Genomic DNA, 21,936 nt, shown 5'->3' with positions numbered 1-21,936 from the left:
GGGCGCGGCTTCAGTCTTTCTCGGTTGGCTCGGCTGTTGCTGCCGCAGACTGCTCCAGCTTGCGCCATTTGCCATCGCGCAGCATCTCGATTTCGCCACCGCATTTCCGATAAAACGAACGCGCGGCGCCGTTACCGTTGAACACGGCCTTCAACTGGCAGACCAACTGCGGATTGCCTTCCGAATTGGTTACGTTGACCAGGTAGTCCCATTCGCGCACGCCGAAAAACCCTTCGTTGAATTGCGGCTGGCCGAGCAGCCCTGCAATCTGGTCCTTCGTCATGCCCGGCTTCAGCTTGCGCAGTGCTTCGGTCAACGGATAGCTGCCGCCGCGCACGCGTGCTTCAGCGGCAGGGCGGAATGCGATCACGTCGCTCTTGCCGTCGTCCGAAATGTGGCTGCCGGTGCTGCACGCCCCAAGCAAAAGGGCGACGCCGAGCATGCTGATCGATGCGACTGTTGCGCCTCGGCGGCGAAAAACCTCGATATTTAAATTCATGTAGGTCTTGATGTAGAGATTGGATTAGCTGAAACCGGCTGGGCGCGGCGCGGCGCGGCGCGAAACGACGAATCCTCGCGCCAACCGGCGCGAAACGACGAAGCCTCGTGCCAACCGGCGCGAAACGACGAAGCCTCGCGCCGCGCACGCTGTATTACCAGTGCATGCCCGCGCCGACGGAGATGCCGAATTCGCCACGCGAACTCGTCGTGCCGGTGGCCTTATAGGCCCAGATGCCGTTTTCCGACAATTGCGACACCCCCAGCGCCACTGCCGACTGTCCGCCATAAGTCCCACCGCCGATCGCGACCATGCCGCGACCCGGCAACACGGCTTGCGGCAAGCCCGCAACCGCGAGCGCGGCTGCCGTGCCGCCGTAGCTGTCCTTGCGGACGCTGTCGATTTTGTTGTCGGTGTAGCTGTTGGCTTGCCGGAGGGCGCTGGACGAACTTGCGTTCAACTGGTTGACGTTGACTGCGTCGGTGCCTTGCGTGCCGGCCGCGACGTTCGTCACCTGGCGTTCGCTACCGGCCGCGCCGACCGACACCGTGTTCGCGCGATCCGCCACGGAGTTCTGGCCGAGCGCGACCGATCCGTCGCCGCTCGCCTTCGCGCCGTTACCGAGCGCGAGCGCACCCGCGCCGCTCGCCGATGCGCTTGCGCCCACGGCCACTGAATGCACGCCGGTGGACGACGCACCTTCCGTGTCGCGGTTGCCGTCCGCGCTGACGAACGGGTTCGCCGCATTGATCACCGCATTGGTGACCTGACCCACGGCGTCGTTCAACTGGCCGACGTTGACCGCGTCGGTCGTGGCGACGCCCGCCGCGACATTGTGAATGCCCGTATTGCCTTCCAGCGTGATGCTGTCGTGATTCACCGTGCCGTCGGCGTTGCGGTCGTATTTCACCGCGCCCTCGACGGCTTGAGCCGCGACCTGGGCGGCGGCATCGGCCTTACCGGCCACGGTTTTCAACTGCGCGACGTTGACGGCTTCGTCGTCGGTCATGCCCGGCGCGACGCCGCTGATCGTGCGATTGCCGATATTCACTTCGCCGCTAGACGATTGCGTGCCAGTGAGACCGTAGCCGGTATAGGCGCCGCGCGCGCCGGTCAGCGTGACGGAATTGGAGCCGAGCGCTACGCTGTCGGCGAAGGTGGATTGAGCGCCCTGGCCGATTGCGATGCCGTTAATGCTGCTGACGGCACTGTTCTGGCCCAGCGCGATGCCGCCGGACGGGCCATCCGCTTTGGCATTCGTGCCGATTGCGATGGTGTCGCTTCCGCTCGACGCAGCCGATTGCCCGGCCGCAATGGCTCGCGCGCCCGTGGCAGCAGCGGTGGCGCCCAACGCCATCGACGAGTCGCCGGTCGCACGCGAGCTCACGCCCATCGCAACGGCGCTGTCGCCCGATGCGCGCGCCATTTCGCCGACGGCGATGGCATCGGTTTCGGTGGAATTAGCTTGATTGCCCATTGCAATCGCTCCCGCGCCGCTTGCCTGCGCTGCGTGACCTGCCGCCACCGCCTGAGAAGCGGCGATAGCGCCGGCGCCGTTCGCCACGCTCTGTTCGGCCGCGATCGCGCCCGCGCCCGTTGCGACGGCCGCGGTCGCTGCGCTCGCGCTAGCACCCACTGCAACCGCTTGCGCCGCGGCATTTGTGCTGCCGCCCACAGCGACTGCGCCGTCGCCGGTCGCGTTTGAATAGCTGCCGGTGGCGATGGCGTCGGTCCCTGCCGCATTCGCCACCGCGCCGGTGGCAATGCTGGAATCACCGGTGGCACGCGAGCTCACGCCCATCGCAACGGCGCTGTCGCCCGACGCGCGTGCCATTTCGCCGACGGCGATGGCATCGGCTTCGGTGGAGTTCGCTTGATTGCCCATTGCAATCGATCCCGCGCCGCTCGCTTGCGCGCTGTGACCTGTCGCCACCGCCTGAGAAGCGGCGATAGCGCCGGAGCCGTTCGCCACGCTCTGTTCGGCAGCGCTCGCGCCCGCGCCCGTTGCGACGGCCGCGGTCGCTGCGCTCGCGCTAGCACCCACTGCAACCGCTTGCGCCGCGGCATTTGTGCTGCCGCCCACAGCGACTGCGCCGTCGCCGGTCGCGTTTGAATAAGTGCCGGTGGCGATGGCGTTGGTCCCTGCCGCGTTCGCGACCCCGCCGGTGGCGATACTGAAATCACCCGTGGCGTGCGAACTAACGCCTATCGCCACCGCGCTGTCGCCGGCCGCGTTGGAAAGCGTCCCGACGGCGATCGTGTCGACGTTACTGGTTGCTGCGCCCGCGCCTGCCTGCAATGCGCCAGTTGCCGGGTCCGCCGACCATTCGTCCGCGTGCGCCTGCGTCGTCATTACGCAGACACCGCCCGCTAGCGTCGCACACACGATTGCAAGTTGTTTGAGCGAGGGCGCGCGCGAGGACGTCGAACGCGCTGTCTCCGAAGCCGCAACCCATGTTCCGGTCGACATGTTCCAGACGACCCTGAAAATCTTATTCATTGTGAGAGGAATCCTAACTATTAATGAAAGTGCTGATTGCGTTGAAACCTCGGCGGCGTGGCCGATGCGGCCGGCGGGCGGCGTCAGCTGATCTGCGCGATGGCCTGCGCGAGGGATGCACACGTACGCCGAAATCGGCGACGGCGCGTCAACAAGCGCTTACATCGTCCTTTTTCCATGGCAGGGTCAATACACGTAATTTCTTAAAAGTGTACGAACACCCGATTCGAAGGAAATTCGCGAGGCGAGACGCTGACGAGAGACGGCCGCCATAAAAAACTTGGCATCTTTTGCGTCGGGGATGCAGAAAATCTCGCTCGTCTGCGTTGCGTCAACGGCTCCGCGCCCCAAACGTTCTACAATGACTGCTTGTTTCCGACGTGAGCTTTCATGCGCAATTTTTCGTTTTCCGGTGGCGTTCGCGCTGCCGTCGGCGCCGCGGCCTTTGTTGCCGGCGCGGTTTTTTTCGCCACTTCCGCTTACGCGAACAATGTGATCGTGCTGAACTCGGGCGAAGCCACCCTCAGCCTGATCGACGAGACGACTCGTCAGGTCGTCGGCACGGTCCCGACCGGCAAGGAGCCGCACCATTTGATGGCGACGCCCGACGGTTCGTCGCTGATCGTCGCGAATTCCGTGTCGAACAATTTGATGTTTGTCGACCCGAAAACCGGCAAGACGCAGCGCTGGGTGGAGGGTATTGAAGATCCCTACCAGATCGGCTTCTCGCCGGACCGCAAATGGTTCGTGTCGACCGGTTTGCGCCTCGACCGACTGGATATCTACCATTACGACGGCGCTAATATTTCGCTCGCGAAGCGTTTGCCGCTCGCCGTGATGCCGAGCCACATCGCGTTCACGAACGACAGCAAGACGGTATTTATTTCGCTGCAGGTGTCCGGCGAAGTCGCCGCGATCGATCTGGCGACGCAGACGGTCAAATGGAAAATGAAGGTCGGCAAAGTGCCGGCGGGCCTCTGGATGACGCCCGGCGACAAATATATGTTGATCGGCATGACGGGCGCGGATTACGTGGCCGTGCTCGACTGGCGCAACCAGAAAATCGTGAAGACCATCCCGACGGGCAAGGGCGCGCATAACTTCCGATCGCTGGCCGACGGCAAGCACGTCGCGGTGTCGAACCGGGTGGCGAGCACCATCAGCATCATCGACGAAGACACGCTGACGAACGTCGGCGATATCACGGGTTTGATGCCCGGACCCGATGACATGGAACTTTCCGCCGACAAACGCTATCTTTGGGTTACGTTCCGATTCGCGAAGCACATTGGAATTATTGATCTGACAAATCGCAAGCTGATCCAGACCATCGCGGTCGGCCGGTCGCCTCACGGTATTTATTTCTTCGACCGGGCGCCCGTGACCGCGCCCAACGGGGCCTGATCGGTTGGAAAATGTATGACGCCGCGCAGGAACGCGGGCCGCGCGGCCCGCGTTCCTGAGCACCGGGCAAGTAATGGAGCACCATGTTTCAAGCCATTTTTTCGTCGCTGGATAACGTCGTCTCGACATTGCAGACGCTGCTTTACGTCGATGTCGTGCAGCCGTTTCTTTTCAAGGTCGGCCTGATGGGCTACGACGAGGACACCTACGACGCGCTGTACTGGGTGATCGTCGGCGTGTTCGAGGTGATCGCGATGTACGCGATCCTCCGTCCGCTCGAGGCGTTGCGGCCGGCGGAAAAGTGGCAGGACCGCAAGAGCGTGAGGGTGGACGTGCTCTACACGTGGATCGTGAAGCTCGGCATCCTGAACCTGTTTTTCTTTTTCACGTTCCAGCCGGTGTTCGATGCGTTCCAAAGCTGGCTGCGCATTCACAACATTTCGAATATCGATCTCGATAACCTCTGGCCCGGCGTGACCTCGCAGCCGCTGGTCGCGTTCATGATCTACATGGTCGTGCTCGATTTCGCCGGCTACTGGTATCACCGGCTCGAACACACCATCGGGTTTTGGTGGGAACTGCACGCGGTTCATCACAGCCAGCAGCAGATGTCGCTGTGGTCGGATGACCGTAACCACTTGCTCGACGACATTCTCCAGGCCGGTTTCTTCGCTTCGGTGGCGCTTGTGATCGGCGTGGAGCCGTCGCAATTCGTCGTGCTGGTCGCCATTACGAACCTCATGCAAAGCGTGCAGCACGCCAATATCCGCCTGCATTACGGCTGGCTCGGCGAGCGCTTGCTGGTGAGTCCGACTTTCCATCGGCGGCATCACGCAATGGGGTACGGCCACGAAGGCACGCGTTTCGGCTGCAACTTCGGCGTTTTGTTCCCGTGGTGGGACATGCTGTTCCGTAGCGCGTCGTGGAAGCGTCAAATCGAGCCGACCGGGATTCTCGATCAACTCGCGCAGGCCGGCGAGCCGGGCCGTTATTACGGCGACGGGTTTATCGAACAACACTGGCTCGCGTTCAAGCGGATCGGTGCGCGCCTCTCGGGCCGCCGCAACCGCGCGGCGACCGACACGGATACGGCCGCTGTCTAGTTTGTGTTTCATCCGAGCATGGCGCGACGCGCCATGCTGGCCGAACGGCCGACTGCGCGTTCACGCCGCGCTGGTTTATCCTGTCTCCTTTCCCTTTAGATCCCATCTCGCATGAATGACTTGTTGCGCTCGTTCGTGCGCGCGCTCGCGAACGCGTTTCACCCGAAAATGCTCTGGCTCACCTTCATGCCGTTCGCCGTCGCGACCATCGGCTGGGGCGCGCTGCTGTGGTTCTTCTGGCAGACGCTAACGGGCGCCGCGCGCGGCTGGCTCGACGGCTGGGCGCTGACATCGGCCCTATACAGCCTCTTCGACAGCGTCGGATTTTCTTCGCTCCACGCCGTCATCGCGCCGTTCCTCGTGGTGATCATGACGATCCCGTTGATTGTCGTGACCGTTCTTTTGCTGATCGCCACGATGTCGATGCCCGCGGTCGTCAAGCTCGTGACGCGGCGCCAGTATGGCTCGCTCGAAGTCCGGCGGGGCGGCTCGTGGTACGGCAGTCTCGCGCATTCCGTCGTGACGACGCTGGTGTGTCTGGTGCTGCTCGTCGTGACGCTGCCGCTGTGGCTCATCCCGCCGTTCTTCGCCCTGATCCCGCCGCTTCTGTGGGGCTGGCTCACGTATCGCGTGATGACCTACGACGCCCTCGCACTGCATGCGAGCGCCGACGAGCGCCGCGCGATCGTGCGGCGCGCGCGCTGGCCGCTGCTCGGCATCGGCGTCGTGAGCGGGCTGCTCGGCTCGCTGCCGACCATGCTTTGGGCCTGGTCGGTATGGCTGCTGCCGCTTTTTCCCGTGGTCGCGGCCGTCACCATCTGGATCTACGCATTCATTCTGGTTTTTTCGGCGCTCTGGTTCGCGCATTACTGCCTGCATGCACTCGAGCGCCTGCGCGCCGAGACGCCGGCGAGCGCGTCCGTCGTGCCGGTTCACTTCTGAGGGGCATTCATGGGCATTGGCGTCATTATCATCGGCGACGAAATCCTGTCCGGCCGCCGTACCGACAAGCATCTGCCGAAGGTGATCGAACTGCTGGCCGCGCGCGGTCTCGCGCTGTCGTGGGCCGAGTATGTCGGCGATGAACCCGAGCGCATCACGGCGACGCTCGCGCGGACGTTTGCGTCCGGCGATATCGTGTTCTCGACGGGCGGGATCGGCACGACGCCGGACGATCACACACGGCAGTGCGCGGCCGCGGCGCTTGGCGTGCCGCTCGAACTGCAGCCGGAGGCGGCCGAACTGATCCGCGCGCGTATCCGTGAAACGGCGGGCGATAAACCCATCGATCTCGACACGCCCGAGAATCTGCATCGGCTGAATATGGGCACTTTTCCGCAGGGCGCCGCGATTATTCCGAACAGCTACAACCGGATTCCGGGCTTTTCCGTCGGCGATCACCATTTCGTGCCGGGCTTTCCGGTCATGGCGTGGCCGATGATCGAATGGGTGCTGGACACGAAATACGCGCATCTGCATCACGCGCAACCTTACGTGGAGCGCTCGGTGCTGGTTTTCGGATTACCCGAGTCGCGGATCACGCCGTTGATGGAGTCAATCGAGCGTGATTTCGCGGGCGTGCGCGTGTTCAGCTTGCCGAGTGTCGGCGATGCGGCGCGCGGTGAGGTCTTCGCGCGTCCGCATATCGATCTCGGCGTGAAGGGCGATCCGGCGAGCGCCGACGCCGCGTTCGAAGTGCTCCGCGACGGCGTTCGTGCGCTGGGCGGCGAGATGGTGGAAGTGGCGCCGGACTAGAGCGAAAACGGCTACTTCAAGCGCCAATCCAAGGCAGCCCGCGGAAACACCAGCCAGAGACGGTTTTGCGGTGGCCCTGGCCGTCCTTGTCGCCTTCGAAGCCTTCGAGCAGATCGTACGCTTTGGCAAAGCCTTCTTTCTGGGCCAGCACCGCCGCCAGCTTCGAGCGCGCGGCGCTGCGGCACAAGAAAAGAATGGGCGTGTCCGGGCTGGCGACCTGCCGCAGTTGTTCTATAAACTCGGCATTCGGCACGGAACCGGGATACCGGATCCACTCGATATGCGCGTATTGCGTGCTTTCGACGCCCGGTCGCCCGACCCAGTCGAGTTCCGCGCGGGTGCGGACATCGACGAGACGCGCGCTTGGGTCGAGTTGCAGCAGTTCGAACGCTTCGGCGGGGGCGATAGCGCCCGCGTAGGGCAGCTGGTTCTCCGCGGCGCGTTTCGCGGCTTGGTCATACAACTGTTCTAGTGTGCTCATGGCAGGTTTCCCGTTGAGGCCGAAGAATTCATTCTAGCTTGCGGCTTGTGCCGCCGAAGGGCGAGCAACGCAACGCCGGAGTTCATGCATCATTATGGTGCTCTCGGATCGCGTTACACTCTTTTGGTGCGGTCCGAAAAAGAATTGCAGATGAATGCACCGAGTTTGTGCGTAGAACGCGGGTGAGGGTTTAAATTCATCCGGCGCCGATTTGGGGCTCCACTGGAAATGCGCGCTGCTTCAAGTGCTTAGCGCAAAGTTGGTGCGCTTGGCACGGAAGCTGCTTTTTAACCGCCGATGCTTTTCGAATCGGTCGGGGCGGCGAAAGAACTTCGCCGACTTTTGTTAATCAGGAGATAGGTAATGAGTAAATCCGTGGCCGACGTCATGCAACTCGTCAAGGACGAGGACGTCAAGTTTGTCGATTTCCGTTTCACCGACACGCGCGGTAAAGAACAACACGTTTCGGTGCCGGTTTCGGCATTCGACGAAGACAAATTTGAAAGCGGCCACGCTTTCGACGGTTCGTCGATCGCCGGCTGGAAGGGCATCGAAGCTTCGGACATGTTGCTCGTACCGGACGCCGACACGGCGTTCATCGACCCGTTCTACGAAGAATCGACGCTGGTTCTGTCGTGCGACGTCGTCGAACCGGCCGACGGCAAGGGCTACGAGCGCGATCCGCGCTCGCTCGCGAAGCGCGCTGAAGCCTATCTGAAGAGCTCGGGTCTCGGCGACACCGCGTACTTCGGTCCGGAACCCGAATTCTTCATTTTCGACTCGGTCAAGTGGAACACGGACCAGTCGGGCACGTTCGTCAAGATCGGCTCGGAAGAAGCACCGTGGTCGTCGTCGATGGACTTCGAAGGCGGCAACACCGGCCACCGTCCGGGCACGAAGGGCGGCTACTTCCCGGTGGCACCGGTCGACACGTTCCAGGACATCCGTTCGGAAATGTGCCTGTTGCTCGAACAGATCGGCATTCCGGTCGAAGTTCACCACCACGAAGTGGCGGGCCAGGGCCAGAACGAAATCGGCACGAAGTTCTCGACGCTGGTTCAGCGCGCGGACTGGCTGCAACAGATGAAGTACATCATCCACAACGTCGCGCACACGTACGGCAAGACGGCGACGTTCATGCCGAAGCCGATCGTCGGCGATAACGGTTCGGGCATGCACGTTCACCAGTCGATCTGGAAGGACGGTCAGAACCTGTTCGCGGGCAACGGCTACGCAGGTCTGTCGGAATTCGCGCTGTTCTACATCGGCGGCATCATCAAGCATGCTCGCGCGCTGAACGCGATCACGAACCCGTCGACGAACTCGTACAAGCGCCTCGTGCCGCACTTCGAAGCACCGGTGAAGCTGGCTTACTCGGCGCGTAACCGTTCGGCATCGATCCGTATTCCGCACGTGCCGAACCCGAAGGGCCGCCGTATCGAAACGCGTTTCCCGGACCCGATGGCGAATCCGTACCTGTGCTTCTCCGCGCTGATGATGGCGGGTCTCGACGGCGTGCAGAACAAGATTCATCCGGGCGAAGCTGCCGACAAGAACCTGTACGACCTGCCGCCGGAAGAGGATGCAAAGATCCCGACCGTGTGTGCCGGCCTCGACCAGGCGCTGGACGCACTCGACGCGGATCGCGAGTTCCTGACGCGCGGTGGCGTGTTCACGGATTCGATGCTCGACGCGTACATCGAACTGAAGACGGGCGAGCTGCAGCGCTATCGTCAGGCGGTGCATCCGATCGAGTTCGAAATGTACTACTCGCTGTAAGCGCGTCCGATGGCGTGTGCGCTTCGTCGGTCTGGATTCGATGAAGCGCGCGCCATCCCCGCGTGGAACTGATCAAAAAAGGGACGGCGCGCCGTCCCTTTTTTTAATCGCCGTGTCTTAAAAAGTTTTTGCTCATCCCCGAGAGGCCGCCCTGCACGATGGTTCTCAAGAATCTGATCAAGGCCAGAAGGAATATCGCCGACGCGCTTTCCGACGACGTGCAGCTCGTCAACACCGGCTTGCTGCCCGGCTTCGAAGCGCTGCCGACTGTCGTACTCGTGCTCGCCAAGCGCAGCCTGACGATCGCATTCGCGAATCCGTCGGCCGAGGCGATGCTCGAAATGTCGCGCAAGCAGCTGGCGCAAACGCATTGGCCCGAGCTTTTCGCCAACGCTGATGAACTCGTGAACACGATCGCGTCGATCGCCGAGCACCGCTTCAACGCGACTCATCTCGACGCCGTGCTCGAACGGCCGGGGCGCGAGGCGCTGCATGTTCACGCAGTGGTCGCGTATCTCGAAAGCGCGTCCGACTACGTGCTGCTCGAACTATTCGAGAACGAGCGCCATATCCGCACCGACCGCGAGGAGCGCATTCACGACCTCACGGCGGTCAACAAACAACTGATCCGCAATCTGGCGCACGAAATCAAGAATCCGCTCGGCGGCATTCGCGGCGCGGCGCAGTTGCTGGAGTTCGAACTGGGCGCGCGCGAGCGTGACGAATTGCGCGAATACACGCAGGTGATCATCAAGGAATCCGATCGCCTGCAGACGCTCGTCGACCGGTTGCTGGAGCCGCATCGGCATCCGCATATCGTCGGCGATGTGAATATCCACGAAGTGTGCGAGCGTGTGCGCGCCGTGATTCTTGCGGAGTTTCCGCGCGGCCTCACGATCGACCGCGACTACGACGTGAGCGTGCCCGACCTGCGCGGCGACAAGGAGCAGCTCATTCAGGCACTCCTGAATATCGTGCGCAACGCGGCCGAGGCGCTGCGCGAACGTATCTCGCAAGGCGACGCGCGTATCGAGTTGCGCACGCGGATCGCCCGCAAGATTACGATCGGCAAGAAATTACATAAGCTGGCATTGGACTTGCATATCACTGACAACGGCCCGGGTATTCCTCCGGACATTCGCGACCGGATCTTTTTTCCGCTGGTCTCGGGCCGCGAGGACGGTAGCGGTCTCGGCCTCACGCTCGCGCAGACTTTCGTGCAGCAGCACGATGGGTTGATCGAAGTGGAAAGCCGGCCGGGATGCACCGAGTTCGCGATCATGCTTCCATTCGAGCCTTGAACGCCGCATCAAGGGCAACCGACTGACAACTAACCGGCACATCACCGCGAGGCCGCAGCTTTTTCAGCATCACGCTTTTGCGCCTGACCGTTTCGACGGGCTCACACCGAACCACACGAAGACTTCTCGCCGAACGATATGAAGCCGATCTGGATAGTAGACGACGACCAATCCATCCGCTGGGTGCTCGAAAAAGCCCTGGCGAGAGAAAACTTCGCGACGCGCAGTTTCTCCGGCGTGCGCGACGCGCTCGCCGCGCTCGAACAGGAAAGCCCGCAAGTGCTGGTATCCGACATCCGCATGCCGGGCGGGTCGGGCCTCGAACTGTTGCAAACCGTGCGCGACAAGCTGCCTGGACTTCCGGTCATCATCATGACGGCGTTCTCGGACCTGGACAGCGCGGTCGCCGCGTTTCAGGGCGGCGCGTTCGAATATCTCGCGAAGCCGTTCGACGTCGACAAGGCGGTCGAACTGATCCGCCGCGCCGTCGACGAAAGCATGCGCGGCGAAGCCGCCTATGACGACCGGATGACCGAAGCGCCCGAAATGCTCGGCCAGGCACCGGCGATGCAGGACATGTTTCGCGCGATCGGCCGTCTGTCGCATTCGGCGGCGACCGTGCTCATCACGGGCGAATCGGGCACCGGAAAGGAGCTTGTCGCCCGCGCGCTGCACCGACATAGCCCGCGCGCGAACGGTCCGTTCATCGCGCTGAACACGGCGGCGATCCCGAAGGATCTGCTGGAGTCCGAATTGTTCGGTCACGAGCGCGGCGCGTTCACCGGCGCGCAAGCCATGCGGCAGGGCCGTTTCGAGCAGGCGGAAAACGGCACGCTGTTCCTCGATGAGATCGGCGATATGCCGTTCGATCTCCAGACGCGGCTTTTGCGCGTGCTGTCGGACGGGCAGTTTTATCGTGTCGGCGGGCATAACCCGTTGAAGGCGAACGTGCGGGTGATCGCGGCGACGCACCAGAATCTCGAATCGCGCGTCCGTCAGGGCCTGTTCCGGGAGGACTTGTATCACCGCTTGAACGTGATCCGGCTGCGCTTGCCGGCATTGCGCGAGCGCAGCGAGGACATTCCGCTGCTGACGCGCCATTTCCTGCAGAAAAGCGCGCGTGAACTCGGCGTCGAGCCGAAGCGCGTGTCGGAGGAAGCGCTTGCATATCTCGCGTCGCTGCCGTTCCCCGGCAACGTGCGTCAGCTTGAGAACCTCTGCAACTGGCTCACCGTGATGGCGCCTGCGCAGACGATCGAGCAGAAGGACTTGCCGCCCGATCTCACGCCGACGCAGGATTACGCGAGCGAGGGCGTCGCGGCGGGTGCGAATTCCGTCGAAGCGGCCGCGCAGATTGCGACGGCGGCGAATGGATCGGTGCTCGCGGGCGCACTCGGCGCCGCGCCGCCGGGGGTGCCGGTCAGCGTGTGGGAGAACGGTTTGCGGACCGAGGTGGCGCGGCTGCTGCGTGAAAACACAGCCGATGTCATGGACGAACTTGCGCGGCGGTTTGAAGCCGCTGTGATTCGCGAGGCGCTCGATTTTACGCGTGGACGCAAGGTGGAGGCGGCCGAGCGGCTTGGGATTGGGCGCAATACTATTACGCGGAAGATTCAGGAACTGCACCTGGACGCTTGATTCTCGCGTTGGTTTTTTGGGGGGGTGGTGGTCTGCCTGCGCTTCTTTGGAACTTGCATTCGTGTAGGTTTATTAGCACGCCGCTATGCGCGGCAGCAGTCACTTTCTTTGCTGCTGCAAAGAAAGTAACCAAAGAAAGCAGCTTGTCCGTCTAAGTGTCCACCTCGAATAACCACGCGGATAGGCACGCAGGCTGACTCGGCTAACCCGCGTTCGGTCGTTTTGGCACAGCTCCGGTCAGTTCCATCCTCGCTGCGCGAGGACGTTGGGCACATCTAAAAACCGTCGGTCGGCAGTCGGTTCGGTTTTCGGTTATGCCTTACCGGCAGGCACTTCGTGCCCGCGGGGATCGATGAGCGGCTCCACTCTGTTTCGTGGTGCGACGTCACGGCTGTTCTTTCGCACCACTCCCGGAAACCGTTCGTGGCGGACACTTAGGCGGAATAGCTGCTTTCTTTGGTTACTTTCTTTGCAGCTAGCCAAAGAAAGTGACTGCTGCCGCGCACCGCGGCGAGCTTATCGACCTACACGAATGCAAGTTCCCAGAAAGCGCTTGCATAGGTTGGCTATGCCCGTCGTCCGCGCGCAGCGAGGACGGAACTCACAGCCGCTGTGCCAAAGAGAAAAACTGCGCGCTAATCGAATTAGCCTGCGTGCCTATCCGCGTGGTTATTCGTGGCGGACACTTAGACGGAATAGCTGCTTTCTTTGGTTACTTTCTTTGCAGCAGCAAAGAAAGTGACTGCCGCCGCGCATAGCGGCGTGCTAATAAACCTACACGAAAGCAAGTTCCCAGAAAGCGTGAGGCAATCAAACGGTGTTGCAGACCTCAAGCGAAGCCAAAACCCTCGAGCCCACCAAGCGCCAGCACAACAAAACCCTCATCCAATAGCCGCCACCACCGGCGCATGATCCGACGGCTGATCCCACTTCCGCGGCACGCGATCCACCTCACACCCCGAGCACTGCGAGGCCAGTTCCGCCGACAGCAGGATATGGTCGATCCGCAATCCCGCGTTGCGGCGAAACGCCAGCATCCGATAATCCCACCACGTAAAGGTCTTTTCCGGCTGATCGAATTGACGGAACGAGTCCGTGAGCCCAAGCGCGACCAGCTCCGCGAAATGCGCGCGCTCCTCCGGCGACACCAGATTCTGGCCTTCCCAAGCTTTCGGATCGTGGACGTCGCGGTCTTCCGGTGCGATGTTGTAATCGCCCAAAAGGGCGAGCTTCGGATACACGGCCATCTCCGCCTTCAGCCAGTCGTGCAGCGCGTCGAGCCAGCGCAGCTTGTACGCGAATTTCTCCGTTCCCGGCGCCTGCCCGTTCGGAAAATACGCCGACACGATCCGCACGCCATCCACAGTCGCCGCGATCACGCGTTGCTGCGGATCGTCGAAACCGGGGATATTGCGCACGATCGTGGCTTCGTCCACGTTCAACCCTTCGCGCACCAGAATCGCGACCCCGTTGTATGTTTTCTGTCCCGCGAACCAACTTTTGTAGCCCACGGCTTCGAGTTCGGCGCGGGGGAATTTGTCGTCGGTGAGCTTCAGTTCCTGGAGACACAGCACGTCGACGTGGCTCACCGCGAGCCATTCGATCACATGCTGCTGGCGGACCTTGAGGGAATTGACGTTCCAGGTTGCGATTTTCATGGAGGAAGCGCGCCTTGCGGGTTCGGGTGAAGAAAGGCTGCATTTTACGGGACTCCCGCGCCATTTTTTCGACACGTCCGCGTCCGCTTTTACTCCGCCCCGATCCAGCGCTTTTCTATCCCGCTACAATCGTTCAACGCTTTCACATTCCGCACGAGGATTCGTTCATGGACCTGATCATTCGCCGCGCCGCGCTCGCACATTCGCGCGGGCCGGGGGTTACCGAAACCCTTGCCGATACGCTCGTCGACGGGCTTGTCGATATCGGCATCGAAGCCGGGAAAATCGCGGCGATCGAGCCGCGTCTGGCGGCCACGGCGCGCGAGGAAATCGATGCGGACGGCTCGCTCGTCAGCGCGCCGTTCGTCGATGCGCATTTTCATATGGACGCGACGCTGTCCTACGGCCTGCCGCGCGTGAACGCGTCGGGCACGCTGCTCGAAGGCATCGCGCTCTGGGGCGAACTGAAGCCGGATTTGACGCAGGAAGCGCTTGTCGAGCGCGCCATGCAGTATTGCGACTGGGCGGTCGCGCGCGGGCTGCTCGCAATCCGTTCGCATGTCGATGTCTGCGATCCGCGTCTGCTCGCCGTCGAGGCGCTCTTGGAAGTGAAGCGGCGCGTGAAGCCGTATCTCGATTTGCAACTGGTCGCGTTTCCGCAGGACGGCATCCTGCGGCACGCGGGCGCGTTCGAGAACCTGAAGCGGGCGATCGGAATGGGTGTCGATGTGGTCGGCGGCATTCCGCATTTCGAACGCACGATGGCGGACGGCGCGGCATCGGTGAAATTGCTGTGCGAATTCGCGGCGGACAAGGGCCTGCGCGTGGACATGCATTGCGACGAATCCGACGATCCGATGTCGCGCCACATCGAAACGCTCGCGGCCGAAACGCATCGGCTCGGGCTGCACGGGCGCGTGACCGGCTCGCATCTGACCTCGATGCACTCGATGGACAACTATTACGTCAGCAAGCTGATTCCGCTGATGCGTGAATCGGGCGTCGCGGCCATCGCGAATCCGTTGATCAACATTACGCTGCAAGGTCGCGCGGATACGTATCCGAAGCGGCGCGGCATGACGCGCGTGCCCGAATTGATGGCGGCGGGGATCGACGTGGCGTTCGGCCACGATTGCGTGATGGACCCGTGGTATAGCCTCGGTTCGGGCGACATGCTGGAGGTGGCGCACATGGGCTTGCACGTCGCGCAGATGACCGGCCTGGACGCGATGCGCGCCGCCTTCGAAGCCGTGACGACCACGCCCGCGAAGATTCTCGGGATCGAAGGGTACGGGATCGCGGTGGGCTGCAACGCGGACTGCGTGGTGCTCGACGCCCGCGATCCGGTCGAGGCGATCCGGCTGCGCGCGGCCCGCACGGCGGTGATCCGGCGCGGCAAGGTGGTGAGCCGCGCGCCCGCGATGCGCGCGACGCTCGCGCTGGAAGGACGTCCGCGCGAGGTGAATTTCAGGCTCGAACGATAAGGGCGGCGGCGTCTGAGGCCATGAAAAAAGGGAGCCAGACGCTCCCTTTTTTTCGACTTACTCGCTTAGTGCGCGGCAGCCGGCGTCATGCCGTTATGCCGCAGCAGCGCGTCGATGGTCGGCTCGCGTCCGCGAAACGCCTTGAACGATTCCATCGCGGGCCGGCTGCCGCCCACTTCCAGAATCTCGCGACGATAACGCGTGCCCGTCGCCGCATCGAGCACCGATCCGCCGCCGAGCTTCGCCGCTTCCTCGAACGCCGCGTAGGCATCGGCCGAGAGCACTTCCGCCCATTTATAGCTGTAATAGCCCGCCGCGTAGCCGCCCGCGAAAATGTGGCTGAACGTGTTGGTCCAGCGCGAAAACGGCGCTTGCGGAATGACGTGGAAGCGTTCGTTGATCTCGCGCGCGTAGTCGTTGACGCTCTGGCCCGTGGCGGGATCGTAGTTCGTGTGCAGCAGGATGTCGAACATGGACAGCACGATCTGACGCAAGGTGCCGAGGCCGCTCTGGAAATTCTTCGCCGCAAGCATCTTGTCGAAGAGATCGCGCGGCAAGGTCGCGCCGGTATCGACGTGCGACGACATGTCGGTCAGCACGTCCCACTCCCAGCAGAAATTCTCCATGAACTGCGACGGCAGTTCGACCGCATCCCACTCGACACCGTTGATACCCGACACGCCAAGCTCGTCCACGCGCGTCAGCATGTGATGCAACCCGTGACCGAATTCGTGGAACAGCGTGATGACTTCGTCGTGCGTGAAACACGCGGGCTTGCCGCCCACCGGCGCGGAGAAATTGCAGGTCAGATACGCGACGGGCGTCTGCACGTTGCCGCCGGTTTTCCGCTGACGCGCGCGCGCGTCGTCCATCCACGCGCCGCCGCGCTTGCCTTCGCGGGCGTACAGATCGAGATAGAACTGCGCAACCAGCGAGCCGTCCTTGTTCTCGACGCGGAAAAACCGCACGTCCGGATTCCAGACCGGCGCTTCGTCGCGGCGGATCGACACGCCGAAGAGCGTTTCCGTGACCTTGAACAGGCCCTTCAACACCGCTTCCTGCGGGAAATACTGCTTCACTTCGTTCTCGGAGAACGAATAGCGCTGCTGGCGCAAGCGTTCGGCGGCGAACGTCGTGTCCCACGGCTGCATGTCGGTCATACCGAGTTCGCTCGCCGCGTAGGCGCGCAGTTCCGCCCAGTCTTTTTCGCCATAAGGCCGCGCGCGCACCGCCAGATCTTCGAGGAACTCGGCGACCTGACGCGGCGACTCCGCCATCTTCGGCGCAAGCGACACTTCCGCGAAATTGTTATAGCCGAGCGTCTTGGCTTCTTCGGTGCGCAGCTTCAACTGATCGACGACGATCGCCGTGTTGTCCCATTCCGGCTTGCCTTCGCCGTAGAGCGCGCCCAGTTCCGACGCCCGCGTGACGTAGGCGCGGTACATCGCTTCGCGCAGCGCGCGGCTTTCGGCGTACTGGAGCACGGGAAAATACGAAGGGAAGTGCAGCGTGAATTTCCAGCCTTCGACGCCCGCTTTTTGCGCAGCCTCGCGCGCCGCTTCGATCACGTCTTCCGGCAGGCCGGCAAGCTCGCTTTCCTGCGTGACGATGTGCGCGAACGCGTTGGTGGCGTCGAGAACGTGGTCGGAGAACGCCTTGGCGAGCGCCGCTTGTTCTTCCTGCAATTGCGCAAAACGCGGTTTCTGTTCTTCGGGCAATTCCGCTCCGGACAGGCGGAAATCGCGCAGGGAATTGTCGAGAATCTTCTTGCGTTCGGTCGACAGCGTCGCGAATTCGGCGCTTGCGGCGATGGCTTTGTACTTTTCGTACAGCGCCAGATTCTGGCCGACGCTCGCGGAAAATTCCGTCACGCGCGGCAGATTTTCACCGTAGACGGCGCGCAGTTCGGGCGTATCGGCGACAGCATTCAAATGGCCGATCACGCCCCATGCGCGCCACAGCCGCTCGGACGGACCTTCCACCGATTCGACGATATCGCGCCAGGTGGCGGGCGTCGCGGCGTCGCTCGCGTAATCGATCGCTTTTTTCGCGGCGGCGAGCAGCAGGTCGAGGGCGGGCGTGACGTGTTCCGGACGAATCTCGCCGAAACGGGGCAGGTCGGTGAAATCGAGCAGCGGGTTGGCGGAATAATCGCCCGGCGTGGCTTCGGTCGCGATGGGTGTCTGACTGGACATGGCTCTCCCGTTCTCAAATTAGGGGCGAGCGGCGCGCGGCAAGGCGCGGCCGCTCGCGGAAATCGGCGTTACCCGGTGATTATTGGGGCGATGTGCGCATTTTCCAAATCGTTTGTCGCTACGAAGACGATTGGCGCGGGCGATCTTATTCCGCCGCTTAGGACACGGAGGCCGCGCGTTCGGCGGCTTCGATGGTGTTCACGAGCAGCATGGTGATGGTCATCGGTCCGACGCCACCCGGGACCGGCGTGATGTAGCCCGCGACTTCGCGCACGCTGGCGAAATCGACGTCGCCGCACAATTTGCCGGCGTCGTCGCGATTCATGCCGACGTCGATCACAGTCGCGCCCGGCTTCACCATGTCCGCCGTCAGCACGTTGCGGCGGCCGGTCGCGGCCACGACGATATCCGCCGTGCGCGTGTGCGCCGCGAGATCGCGCGTCTTGCTGTTACAGATCGTGACGGTCGCGCCGGCTTCGAGCAGCAGGAGCGCCATCGGCTTGCCGACGATATTCGACCGCCCGATCACCACGGCATTCGCGCCCGGCAGATCGATCTTGTAAGCCTCGAACATTTTCATCACGCCGTAGGGCGTGCAGGGGCGGAAAAGCGGCTTGCCGGTCATCAGCGCGCCTGCGTTCGCGACGTGAAAACCGTCGACGTCCTTTTCCGGCGCAATCGCTTCGATCACCTTGTGGCTGTCGATATGCGCGGGCAGCGGCAACTGGACGAGGATGCCGTGGATGTCCGGATCGCGGTTCAGCGTGTCGATATGGGCGAGGAGGCCGTCTTCGCTGAGCGTTGCGGGAAAGCGGTCGAACACCGAGTGCAGACCGTTGTCCTGACAGGCTTTCACCTTGTTGCGCACATACACTTCGCTCGCCGGGTTATCGCCGACCAGCACCACGGCCAGTCCCGGCTGATGGCCGCGAGCGGCCAGTGCGGCGGCGCGCGTGGCGACATCGGCGCGAATTGTCTTGGAAAGGGCGATACCGTCGATCAGTTGGGCGGTCATGGTGAGTCGGTCGAGAGTGGGCAAGGGAAGCGGCGCGCCGCGCGCGGTGCGTGGCGGGTGCTCGAACCGGCGGGAGGGCGAGCATTCGCCTCGGGCGGGACGCACGCGCATCGGCGCTGCGGGAAAGCCCTAAATTATACCGGTTCGGGCGCGGAGGCTCGCTGGCCGGATGGGCGGATCGCCGCGGCGCGGGTTCGGTGATGTGCCGGTATGGCGGTACTTCGTTGCCCCAACGCGGCAATCCCCCAACGCGGCAATCCCCCAACGCGGCAATTTCCCAACGCGGCAATCCCCGACGCGGCAATTCCCCAACGAGCCAACCCCCAGCGCGCCGGCCGCCCAACGCGCCGGACGCCCAACGCGCCCACGCGCCAACGCGCCGGCCGCCCAACGCGCCCAACGCGCCGGACGCCGTAACGCCGGTTCTCCAATACGCTAGACCGTGGGCCGCTTGCCGGTCGCGCTACCGGCTCGCGCCCGGCTCACGGCGAAACAGGCTTCCACGACGGATCGGGATCGAAGGCGCGGGTGGATTCCGCTATGCGCGGCGTGGCGGGCCCCAGATTTTTCTGATAAACCTGCCCGTCCTGATTGACGATAAAGCTCATCACGCCGGTATTGCCGTATTTCGCGGGCCACGCGATCAGCGCATACCCGCGCGTCAGCACGCCGCTTTCGAGGTAACTCTTCGCGCCGCCGTCGACGTGCGGACCCTGCGCGGTCAGGATGCGATAGTGATAGCCGTGGTAAGCGTCGGCGGGCAGCGTGCCGTTCGGCATCGTCGCGGCGAGCGGCCCGAGCGGGCTGTCCGGCTCGCCGGGCTGGGTGACCCAGAACAGTCCGTCGCGTTTGTTCGCGCTGCTGACGAAGCGGTCGGCGTAATGCTGCTGCGACTGCTTGTACTCGTTCTGGGCATCGACGTAGCCGAGCGCCGCGAGAATCGCCGACTGCTCATTGCGCCCGATCCGGCGAGTCAGCAGTTCGTCGCGGCCCGCTTGCAGATCGAAGCGCCAGCCTTTCGATTGCTGCACGATCGGAATCGGCACCGTCCAGCCGCTGTCGCCCACCTCGAGGTGCGCGCTCGCGTGGCCGCCGAGCGGCGCGGTGTCGGTCACGATCCGGTGTCCCTTCGACCACGCGCCGAGAAACGCGTAAATATCCGTTTCACCGATTTCGCTGGTCGGGATGAAGGTCTGGTAGTCGCTGCCGAGCACGGTGCGAAGTGCCGCGTGATCGGTGGTCGCGATGGCATCGACGAACGCGTTGGCCGCCGCATCGGGACTCGGATAAAACGCCTGCGCGCGCACGGCCGGCGCGGCGGCGAGGAGCGCGAAGGCGAGCGCGAAAGCCGGAACCCAGGCTGGATGCGCGCAGTTTGCGGCGCGCGAGATCGTCGATACGGCGTGTTCGGGTGAATGGTTCATCTCACGGCTCCTGATTTGCGAATGTTGAGTGGATAAAGGCCAAGGCCGGCTGCTCGCTGGAATCAGCGACGCATGTGCCCGCCGCCGCCACCGCCCATGCGGCCTCCGCCACCGCCTCCGCCGACGTGTCCACCGCCTCCGCCGACGTGTCCACCGCCGCGTGCGCCGCCGCCTCCGCCTCCGCCGCCAAAATGTCCACCACCGCCGCCTCCGCCACCGCCGTTGAACCCGCCGCCGCCACCGTGCTGCGCGCCGAGCGATTCGCGGCTCGCCTGTCCGCGCTGCGTATCGCGGCGCGCGGCATTGCCGTCGCCGGCGTCGCGCAGTGCGCTGTCGCGGTTCACGCTTTGCGCACGCTGCTTGACGTCGTTGTTCATCCCGCCCGCGCCGCCGCCACGTTGTTCGCGCGCATTGCCGCCCGCGCCTCCGCCGCGCTGGTCGCGTGCGCCGCCTTGCTTGATGTCCTGTACGCGCTGGTTTGCCGGACCGCTCACGTCCTGCCCGGTGCGGCTTTGTAATGTCTGACGGGCCTGGGCGCGCGGGTCGTCGCGGCCGCGCAGGTCGTTGCGCGAATCGCGGTTGGCCGCGCCGCCCACGTTGTTCTGCCGGTTCGCCGCGTTATTGCCGACGTTATTCCCCACGTTATTACGCGTGTTGTTCCGGTTGAATTGCGGATCGTTCCGGTTCCAGTTCGTGTTGCCGGAATTCGCGTTCAGCCGGTTGTTCGTGTTGATGTTGTTGTATCGATTGACGTTGATATTGACGTCGTGATTGTTCCAGTTGAAGCCGCCCCACAGCGAATTCGTCACCGCGATCCCCACGCCGAACGCGATGCCCGTCGCGAACCCCGTCGCAATCGCGTAACCGGGCGGCGGCGGCACGTAGACCGGCGGATACGCGGGATACGGCCACGCGCCGTACACGACGGTCGGGTTATACGTCGGCACGTAGACGACTTGCGTGCTGGTCGGCTGGATCTGGATCGTGCTTTGTTCCACGACCACTTTCTGCTGCTCGGTCGATTTCAGGTTGCCCGCCGACTGCGCGGCGCGGCGCAGGCGCTGCACGGAATCCATCACGTCGTTCGGCTGCGCGATGAACGCATCGCCCAACTGGGTCATCCAGTCGCGTTTCGACACCATGGTCGCGAGCACCTGCGGGAACGCGACGAGCGACTGGACGCTCGGATCCCACGGCATTGACGCGACGGCTTTCACGGCGTCGTCGCCTTTCACGTTCGGATTCGACTTCGACCACGCGGCGGCCGCATCGACGTCGGCGGGATAGGTGGCCGCCATCAGCACTTGAGCGAGCAGGGCGTCGGGATAGAGCGCGACCGGTGCGGTCAGCGAGTCCAGTTGTTCGTTCGTGCGTTTGGCTGGCGCGGGCGCGTTGGACTGTCCGTTAGACTGCGGCGCGGCGCTTTGCGCCGCGGCGGGCGGCACGGCGAGCGCGAATGGCGCGGCCACGAGCGCGGCGCAGAGGACTAATCGGCAGGAACGCGGCGCGGCGTGCAGCGCATTCAGACGGAAGAAGCCCGTTATGGACGAGCGGTTTCGATTCACGGTCAGTTCCTCCGGGCCTTCGCCGGGAGGCGAGGGCCGCTTGACAGGGGCCGGCGGTTGCGTCGGCGAGCATGGCGTGCGACAGCCGGACGAGTATGACGGACGGGCAATGCGGCACGCCGTTTTCCACGGCCG

General features: G+C 63.4%; 16 protein-coding genes. 8 read left to right on the top strand and 8 right to left on the bottom strand.

Features of this window, described 5'->3' with window-relative positions; translation table 11 throughout:
• Nucleotides 1–10 precede the first annotated feature (10 nt).
• Complete coding sequence (locus AC3D25_RS10265) at nucleotides 11–499, bottom strand: outer membrane protein assembly factor BamE (protein ID WP_488888300.1); 489 nt, start codon at nucleotides 497–499, stop codon at nucleotides 11–13.
• 154 nt (nucleotides 500–653) lie between these two features.
• Nucleotides 654–2,999 carry a YadA family autotransporter adhesin gene (locus tag AC3D25_RS10260; protein WP_488888299.1) on the bottom strand — a complete coding sequence of 782 codons (2,346 nt, stop codon included), beginning with the start codon at nucleotides 2,997–2,999 and terminating at the stop codon, nucleotides 654–656.
• 390 nt (nucleotides 3,000–3,389) lie between these two features.
• Between AC3D25_RS10260 and AC3D25_RS10255 the strand changes: the two genes are divergently transcribed.
• From AC3D25_RS10255 to AC3D25_RS10240, 4 genes are all read left to right on the top strand, one after another.
• Nucleotides 3,390–4,403, top strand: a complete 1,014-nt coding sequence (locus AC3D25_RS10255; protein ID WP_488888298.1) for a YVTN family beta-propeller repeat protein — start codon at nucleotides 3,390–3,392, stop codon at nucleotides 4,401–4,403.
• 83 nt (nucleotides 4,404–4,486) lie between these two features.
• On the top strand, nucleotides 4,487–5,506 hold the full coding sequence (locus tag AC3D25_RS10250) for a sterol desaturase family protein (protein ID WP_488888297.1): 1,020 nt from the start codon (nucleotides 4,487–4,489) through the stop codon (nucleotides 5,504–5,506).
• Nucleotides 5,507–5,617: 111 nt separating this feature from the next.
• Complete coding sequence (locus tag AC3D25_RS10245; RefSeq protein WP_488888296.1) at nucleotides 5,618–6,448, top strand: EI24 domain-containing protein; 831 nt, start codon at nucleotides 5,618–5,620, stop codon at nucleotides 6,446–6,448.
• Nucleotides 6,449–6,457: 9 nt separating this feature from the next.
• Nucleotides 6,458–7,261 carry a competence/damage-inducible protein A gene (locus AC3D25_RS10240; RefSeq protein WP_488888295.1) on the top strand — a complete coding sequence of 268 codons (804 nt, stop codon included), beginning with the start codon at nucleotides 6,458–6,460 and terminating at the stop codon, nucleotides 7,259–7,261.
• A gap of 16 nt (nucleotides 7,262–7,277) precedes the next feature.
• Here AC3D25_RS10240 and AC3D25_RS10235 read toward each other — a convergent pair whose 3' ends face one another.
• Nucleotides 7,278–7,742: a rhodanese-like domain-containing protein gene (locus tag AC3D25_RS10235; RefSeq protein WP_488888294.1), complete on the bottom strand. Its 465-nt coding sequence runs from the start codon at nucleotides 7,740–7,742 to the stop codon at nucleotides 7,278–7,280.
• Nucleotides 7,743–8,105: 363 nt separating this feature from the next.
• On the opposite strand from AC3D25_RS10235, the gene glnA reads away from it, so the two are divergent.
• The 3 genes from glnA (at nucleotide 8,106) to ntrC (ending at nucleotide 12,460) form a co-directional block, all read left to right on the top strand.
• Nucleotides 8,106–9,521, top strand: a complete 1,416-nt coding sequence (gene glnA / locus AC3D25_RS10230; protein ID WP_488888293.1) for a type I glutamate--ammonia ligase — start codon at nucleotides 8,106–8,108, stop codon at nucleotides 9,519–9,521.
• Nucleotides 9,522–9,679: 158 nt separating this feature from the next.
• Nucleotides 9,680–10,822 carry a nitrogen regulation protein NR(II) gene (gene glnL / locus AC3D25_RS10225; protein ID WP_488888292.1) on the top strand — a complete coding sequence of 381 codons (1,143 nt, stop codon included), beginning with the start codon at nucleotides 9,680–9,682 and terminating at the stop codon, nucleotides 10,820–10,822.
• Between the two features lie 138 nt (nucleotides 10,823–10,960).
• Nucleotides 10,961–12,460 carry a nitrogen regulation protein NR(I) gene (gene ntrC / locus AC3D25_RS10220; protein ID WP_488888291.1) on the top strand — a complete coding sequence of 500 codons (1,500 nt, stop codon included), beginning with the start codon at nucleotides 10,961–10,963 and terminating at the stop codon, nucleotides 12,458–12,460.
• A gap of 881 nt (nucleotides 12,461–13,341) precedes the next feature.
• Here the strand turns inward: ntrC and xth are convergent.
• Nucleotides 13,342–14,118, bottom strand: a complete 777-nt coding sequence (gene xth, locus AC3D25_RS10215) for an exodeoxyribonuclease III (RefSeq protein WP_488888290.1) — start codon at nucleotides 14,116–14,118, stop codon at nucleotides 13,342–13,344.
• A gap of 167 nt (nucleotides 14,119–14,285) precedes the next feature.
• Here xth and AC3D25_RS10210 point away from each other — a divergent pair, with 167 nt between their 5' ends.
• Nucleotides 14,286–15,602 carry an amidohydrolase family protein gene (locus AC3D25_RS10210; protein ID WP_488888289.1) on the top strand — a complete coding sequence of 439 codons (1,317 nt, stop codon included), beginning with the start codon at nucleotides 14,286–14,288 and terminating at the stop codon, nucleotides 15,600–15,602.
• Between the two features lie 65 nt (nucleotides 15,603–15,667).
• On the opposite strand, the gene AC3D25_RS10205 is transcribed toward AC3D25_RS10210, so the two are convergent.
• The 4 genes from AC3D25_RS10205 to AC3D25_RS10190 all read right to left on the bottom strand — a co-directional run bounded on the left by AC3D25_RS10205 (nucleotide 15,668) and on the right by AC3D25_RS10190 (nucleotide 21,681).
• Complete coding sequence (locus AC3D25_RS10205; protein ID WP_488888288.1) at nucleotides 15,668–17,797, bottom strand: M3 family metallopeptidase; 2,130 nt, start codon at nucleotides 17,795–17,797, stop codon at nucleotides 15,668–15,670.
• A 157-nt stretch (nucleotides 17,798–17,954) separates the two neighbouring features.
• Nucleotides 17,955–18,812, bottom strand: coding sequence for a bifunctional methylenetetrahydrofolate dehydrogenase/methenyltetrahydrofolate cyclohydrolase FolD (folD, locus tag AC3D25_RS10200; RefSeq protein ID WP_488888287.1), 858 nt, complete (start codon nucleotides 18,810–18,812; stop codon nucleotides 17,955–17,957).
• A gap of 482 nt (nucleotides 18,813–19,294) precedes the next feature.
• Entirely contained in the window at nucleotides 19,295–20,236 is a 942-nt protein-coding gene (locus tag AC3D25_RS10195; RefSeq protein WP_488888286.1) for a DUF2950 domain-containing protein, read from the bottom strand.
• Between the two features lie 62 nt (nucleotides 20,237–20,298).
• Entirely contained in the window at nucleotides 20,299–21,681 is a 1,383-nt protein-coding gene (locus AC3D25_RS10190; protein WP_488889659.1) for a DUF3300 domain-containing protein, read from the bottom strand.
• Nucleotides 21,682–21,936: the final 255 nt, after the last annotated feature.

Source organism: Caballeronia sp. SL1002 (assembly GCF_057814995.1).
Note: the sequence above shows the minus strand (reverse complement) of the source record. Positions and strands in the feature narration are given on the sequence as shown.